The organism is Desulfovibrio sp. (genome assembly GCF_035644575.1).
Lineage (GTDB): Bacteria > Desulfobacterota > Desulfovibrionia > Desulfovibrionales > Desulfovibrionaceae > Desulfovibrio.
In genome coordinates this window covers 1-6,103 of record NZ_DASQOG010000166.1, presented here as the reverse complement: position 1 = coordinate 6,103, position 6,103 = coordinate 1, and the positions used below count along the sequence as shown (strand labels likewise).

Here is a 6,103-nt window from a genome sequence, read left to right as displayed (position 1 = left end):
TTAATGCCTGTCGAAACGCTTTCCTCAGGAGGCACCTATGGCACACGATTATTTCCGTGCGCTCAGGGATGTGGCGCTGGTTATCAACTCCAGCCTTGAGCCCCGCGAAGTTCTGCACAAAATCACCGAGCAAACCGCCGTAACCATGGGCTGCAAAGCAAGCACCATCCGTCTGCTGGACAGCACCGGACGCTTTTTGCTGCCCAGCGCCGCCCACGGCCTTTCCTCCACCTACATGCGCAAAGGCCCGGTGGAAGTGAAACGCAGCGGCCTTGACGGTGAAGTGCTTTCCGGCAAGACCATCCACCTCAAGGACGCCACCGCCGACGGGCGCTTCCAGTACCCGGAATCGGCCAAGTCCGAAGGCCTTGTTTCCGTGCTGTCCTCTCCCCTCATGGCCGACGGCAAAGCCATTGGCCTCATCCGCGTGTATTCCGACGTGGAGCGCGAATTCAGTGCCGACGAAGAGACCTTCATGGAAGCCGTTGCTGCCATTTCGGCGCTGGCCATTGAAAATTCCCGTCTGCACGAAGCCCTGCGCAACAATTATGAGCTGATGGCCAAACACGCCTACTCTCTCTACGAAGACTAGGCGGCGCACAGGCGATTTTGTCCCGGCTGCAGCGGCAGGATTTCGACTGCCGTGCAGCACAGGCACTGCCGAAAAGTGGCAGGGCTTCCTTTCGGGAACCAGAATCGCCGGGGCGCAGTGCATGCGCTTTTGCAAATTTGAGCCGTTGAATTCCGGCGGCAGTGCACGACAACGATTTTTTCCCTCTACGCTATGAGGAACTTGCATATGAGCAGAATCAAAGTAGGCATCAACGGCTTTGGCCGTATTGGGCGGCAGGTTTTCCGCGCCCTGCACCAGAGCTACCGCGACCGTGTGGAAGTGGTTGCCATCAACGACCTGTTTGACGCGGAATCCAATTTCCATCTGCTGGAATATGATTCCGTCTATGGACGCGCCAACCTTGACGCCAAGGTCAACGGGCAGGACGCCACTGTGGGCGACTGGAACATCCACTGCTTTGCAGAACGCGACCCCAAGCAACTTACCTGGGGCGCGCATGATGTTGACATCGTGGTGGAAAGCACGGGTATCTTCCGCTCTGCCACCCAGGCGGCCGTGCATATTGAAAACGGCGCCAAAAAGGTCATCATCACCGCCCCCGCCAAGGACGAAGACATCACCATCGTCATGGGCGTGAACCACGAGCAGTACGATCCCGCCAAGCACCACGTTGTGTCCAACGCCTCGTGCACCACCAACTGCCTGGCCCCCGTGGCGCTTGTGCTGCAGCGCAAATTCGGCATCCAGATGGGCAACATGACCACCATTCATGCCTATACCAACGACCAGCGCATCCTCGACATGGCCCACAAGGATCCGCGTCGCGCCCGCGCTGCCGCCTGCAACATCATCCCCACCTCCACTGGCGCGGCTCAGGCCGTGGCCAAGGTCATTCCCGAACTCAAGGGCAAGTTCACGGGCTATTCGCTGCGTGTTCCCACGCCCACGGTTTCGGTTGTGGACTTTTCGGGCATTCTGGAAAAATCCACCGATACCGAAAGCCTGCTCGGCGAACTCAAGGAAGCTTCGGAAACCTACCTCAAGGGCATTCTGGCTTACAACGAAAAGCCGCTGGTTTCCATGGACTTCAAGGGCGACCCGCATTCTTCCATTCTTGAAGCCCCCTACACCACCGTGCAGGAAGGCCGCCTGGTCAAGATTGTGGCCTGGTATGACAACGAATGGGGCTATTCCAACCGCGTGTGCGACCTCGCCTGCCTCATGGGGGCCAAGGGCTTCTAGCACAGCACTGTATAACGGCACAGAACGGCCCCCGGTCAGCCGCTCCGCAAGGAGCGGGCCCGGGGGCCGTTGTTCGTGCAGGGAGGAGCGCGCCGTGGGCAGTACCGCACAAAATGAACCCTCTGTTCTTGATCTTCCTGTGGGCATAGACGCCGCTGGAGAGCGCGAAGAGTTTGACAGCATGGGCCAGGTCATGGTGCCTGCCAACCGCTACTGGGGCGCGCAGACGCAGCGTTCGCTCGAACACTTTTCCATTGGCGACGACAAGATGCCTTTGGAAATATGCCGCGCCCTCTGCCTGATCAAAAAAGCCAGTGCGCAGGTCAACGCCCTCATGGGGCGGCTGCCCGCCTGGAAGGCGCAGGCCATTGACCGCGCCGCGCAGGAAGGCATGGACGGCCTGCTGGACGAACATTTTCCACTCTATGTGTGGCAGACAGGTTCCGGCACCCAGACCAACATGAATATCAACGAGGTGCTGTCCAACCGCGCCATCCAGTTGCTCGGCGGCGTCATGGGAAGTCAGAAGCCCGTTGGCCCCAATGATGATGTGAACATGAGCCAGTCGTCCAACGATACCTTTCCTACGGCCATGCATCTGGCCGCCGTGCAAAGTTGCGATGCGCGCCTGCTGCCGCAGGTGGAAGCTCTGGCCGATGCTGTGGAATGCAAGGCCGTGCAGTGGATGGACGTGGTCAAGATTGGCCGCACCCACTTGCAGGATGCCGTGCCCCTCAGCGTGGGGCAGGAATGGTCAGGCTATGCCGCCCAACTGCGGGCCTGCATTGCGGACATACTCGCGGCCCGCGAGGGCCTCTACCCTCTGGCTCTGGGCGGCACCGCCGTGGGCACCGGGCTGAACGCGCCAAAGGGCTTCAGCATGGCAGTGGCGGAAGAACTGGCGAGCATCACGGGCAAGCCCTTTGTCACCGCGCCCAACAAATTCATGGCCCTTGCCTCCCAGGATGCCATAGTGCGTTTCAGCGCCGCCCTGCGCGGCCTGGCCGTAGCCCTTGTCAAAATAGCCAACGACATGCGCTGGCTGGCGGCTGGCCCGCGCTGCGGACTGGGCGAGCTGCAACTGCCGGAGAATGAACCCGGCTCGTCCATCATGCCCGGCAAGATCAACCCCACACAGTGCGAAGCCCTGATCATGATCGCCATACAGGTCATGGGCAACGACAGCGCCGTCGCCCTTGCGGGCAGCCAGGGAAATTTTGAACTCAATGTCATGCGCCCCGTAGCCATCAATAACGTATTGCAATCCATCAACATTCTTGGCGATGGCTGCCGCAAGTTCAGAGAGCATTCCGTTGAAGGCACAACGCTCAACCGGGCAAAGATAGATTCGTTCGTCAATAATTCCCTGATGCTGGTCACGGCGCTTTCGCCCGTCATCGGCTATCAGCAGGCGGCAAAAATTGCGGAAAAAGCCTCTGCGGAAGGGCTCACCCTCCGACAGGCGGCGCTGGAGCTGGGAAGCGTGACAGAAGAACAGTTTGACAGCATTGTGCGGCCCGAAACCATGATCGGCAACGGCCTGGCGGGCGCGTAAACTCTGCGGCCTGCACGTGGCATGAAAATCAAACATCCGGCAGGGATTCCCTGCCGGATGTTTGATTTTCTGCAAAAGCGTCCCGCACGGGGCCGCATGCTAAGCGAAGTTGTAGCCCTGCTCCAGCGCCTTGGCGTTGGCGGAGATCAGTTTGGCGTAGTGCGCGCTGACCACGCGGTTCAGCGCCTCCTGCACCACATTGAGCGGCAACGCGCCTGTTGCCTTGAGCCATGCGCCCAAAGCCACCATGTTGGCCATTTTCACATTGCCCAGTTCGTGGGCCATGTCGTTCACGGGAATGTAGACCGTGCGCTTCGCTGTATCGAGCAGATTCTCCGCCACCAGCGAGGCATTGACGATCTGCACGCCATCCGCGCTCAGCCGGGGCTGGAACTTGGAAAGCGAAGGCTCGTTGAGAATGATGGTGGACATGGGTTCGCGCACCAGAGGCGAACCGATGGCGTGTTCATCAAGCACCACCGTGCAGTTGGCCGTGCCGCCGCGCATTTCAGCCCCGTAAACCGGGATAAAACTCACTTCAAGCCCGTGCTCCATGCCGGCCTGCGCCAGCAGGTTGCCGATGAGCATAACGCCCTGACCGCCAAAACCGGCAATAATCACATCCTGATATGCATTAGGCATGATCCGCCTCCACGCTGGCCGTCACGTCCTTGTACACCCCAAGGGGGAATACGGGCATCATGGCCTCGGCAATCCGCTTGTTGGCGGCAATGGGATCCAGATGCCAGTTGGTGGGGCAGCCGGAAAGCAGCTCGATGAAACCAAAACCAAGGCCCTGCAACTGCACTTCAAAGGCTTTGCGCATGGCCTTTTTGGAGGCGCGCACATTTTTGACCGAATCCAGCGAGCAGCGGGCGGAATAGGCCACGCCGTCCAGCTGGGCCATAATCTCGGCCATGCGGATGGGGCCGCCCTCGTTGCTGATGGAGCGTCCCTGCCGCGAGGTGGTGGTCTTTTGGCCCACCAGGGTGGTGGGGGCCATCTGCCCGCCGGTCATGCCGTACACGGTGTTGTTGATGAAGATGCCGGTGATCTTTTCGCCACGGTTGGCGGCGTGCATGGATTCTGCCATGCCGATGGCGGCCATGTCGCCGTCGCCCTGATAGGTGAACACCACGGCATCCGGGCGGGCGCGGCGCACGCCGGTTGCCACGGCGCAGGCGCGGCCATGCGGGGCCTCGAGGCCGTCCACGTTAAAGTAATCGTAAGTGAATGTGGCGCAGCCCACCGAGGCCACCAGAATGGTGCGTTCGGCCACACCCAGTTCGTGCAGCACCTCGCTCACCAGCCTGTGGGCAATGCCGTGGTGGCAGCCGGGGCAATAGTGGGTGGGGCGCTCGTTGAGCACGGGATTGGTATCAAAAACCAGGCTTTCGCCCTCGGCGGGACGCAATGCGTCCAGTTCCTGAGCTTGCATGATTAGTTCTCCTTGAGGGCCTGAAGCATGGGTTCGCGCAGGGCATCGGCGCCAATGAACAGCCCCGGCATGACGCCGTGCCACAGCACGGATGCGGGCGCAACGCCCGGCTGACCAAAGAGGGCCAGGCGGACATCTTCCACCATCTGCCCCGTGTTCTGCTCCATAACCAGAAAACGCCGACCGGGCGCAAGAGCGCGCAGGGCTTCATCCGGGAAGGGGAACAGGGTAATGGGCCGGAACAGGCCGATTTTATGGCCCTGGGCGCGCAACTGGCGGATGGCGCTGCGGGCTATGCGGGCTATGGAGCCAAAGGCCACCACGATCAGTTCCGCATCGTCAGTATCAACGCATTCAAAGGCGCAGTCGGCCTTCATGGATTCGTATTTGCGCATGAGCATGCGGTTGCGCTCGGCCAGCGCCCCTTCGGCCAGATAGACCGACTTGAGCAGACGCGGCTGCGCGCCGGGGCCACGGCGGCCATAACCCTCCATGCGCCAGGGCGCTGCAAGGGCGGCAAGGTCCTCGGCGGGCACGGCGTCCTTGGGCGGCACGCGGCGCACGGGTTCCTTGATCTGGCCCACAATGGCGTCGCCCAACACCATGACCGGGTTGGCGTATTTGAATGCCAGGGCAAAGGCCCTGAACATGAAATCATAGCATTCCTGAGCGGTGGAGGGTGCCAGCACCAGATTACGGTGGTCGCCGTGCCCGCCGCCCTTGACGGCCTGAAAATAATCGCCCTGCGAAGGGCCGATATCGCCAAGGCCGGGGCCGCCGCGCTGCATGTTGACGATCACGCCGGGGATCTGGCTGCCCGCCATGTAGGAAATACCTTCCTGCATAAGCGAGATGCCGCAGCTGGAGGATGACGTAAGTGCAGGAATGCCGCTGGCTGCCGCACCCAGCACCATGTTGATGGCGCCCACTTCGCTTTCGGCCTGCACAAACTGGCCGCCGACTTCGGGCAACAGGCTGGAGAGGGATTCCGGCACTTCATTCTGCGGGGTGATGGGGTAGCCAAAATAGCAGCGGCAGCCCGCATCTATAGCGCCAAAGGCCACGGCCTCGTTGCCCTTGATGAGCACACGTTCGGTTGCAGCGCTCATGCCTTGCCCCCCTTGGTTTTCGCGCTTTTGAACACGCGTATGGCCACATCGGGACACATGACCGCGCACGAGGCACAGCCCGTGCATTGGCCTTCCATTTCCATCACTTCATAACCGTGGCGGTTAAAACGGCCCGAAGGCCGGAGGATGTGCACCGGGCAGACTTCCACACACAGGCGGCAGCC

The 6,103-nt window shown here is 61.0% G+C and carries 7 protein-coding genes; 3 read left to right on the top strand and 4 right to left on the bottom strand.

The genetic code is table 11. From position 1 onward, the window contains the following. Positions 1–37: 37 nt before the first annotated feature. The 3 genes from VEZ52_RS09600 (at position 38) to fumC (ending at position 3,371) form a co-directional block, all read left to right on the top strand. On the top strand, positions 38–592 hold the full coding sequence (locus tag VEZ52_RS09600; protein ID WP_324836611.1) for a GAF domain-containing protein: 555 nt from the start codon (positions 38–40) through the stop codon (positions 590–592). Positions 593–799: 207 nt separating this feature from the next. Beyond that, a complete protein-coding gene (gene gap, locus VEZ52_RS09595) occupies positions 800–1,816 on the top strand; it encodes a type I glyceraldehyde-3-phosphate dehydrogenase (RefSeq protein WP_324836610.1) in 1,017 nt (338 codons plus the stop codon). 139 nt (positions 1,817–1,955) lie between these two features. Next, complete coding sequence (fumC, locus tag VEZ52_RS09590; protein ID WP_324836612.1) at positions 1,956–3,371, top strand: class II fumarate hydratase; 1,416 nt, start codon at positions 1,956–1,958, stop codon at positions 3,369–3,371. A 99-nt stretch (positions 3,372–3,470) separates the two neighbouring features. Here the strand turns inward: fumC and VEZ52_RS09585 are convergent, their stop codons facing one another. From VEZ52_RS09585 to VEZ52_RS09570, 4 genes are all read right to left on the bottom strand, one after another. Next, a complete protein-coding gene (locus VEZ52_RS09585) occupies positions 3,471–4,013 on the bottom strand; it encodes a 2-oxoacid:acceptor oxidoreductase family protein (protein ID WP_324836609.1) in 543 nt (180 codons plus the stop codon). Then, a complete protein-coding gene (locus VEZ52_RS09580) occupies positions 4,006–4,809 on the bottom strand; it encodes a thiamine pyrophosphate-dependent enzyme (RefSeq protein WP_324836608.1) in 804 nt (267 codons plus the stop codon). Before VEZ52_RS09580 ends, VEZ52_RS09585 begins: the two co-directional genes overlap by 8 nt. A 2-nt stretch (positions 4,810–4,811) precedes the next feature. Next, positions 4,812–5,918, bottom strand: coding sequence for a 3-methyl-2-oxobutanoate dehydrogenase subunit VorB (gene vorB, locus VEZ52_RS09575; RefSeq protein WP_291443472.1), 1,107 nt, complete (start codon positions 5,916–5,918; stop codon positions 4,812–4,814). After that, a partial coding sequence (locus VEZ52_RS09570) for a ferredoxin family protein (RefSeq protein ID WP_324836607.1) occupies positions 5,915–6,103 on the bottom strand: 189 nt, incomplete at its 5' end. The genes vorB and VEZ52_RS09570, both read right to left, overlap by 4 nt.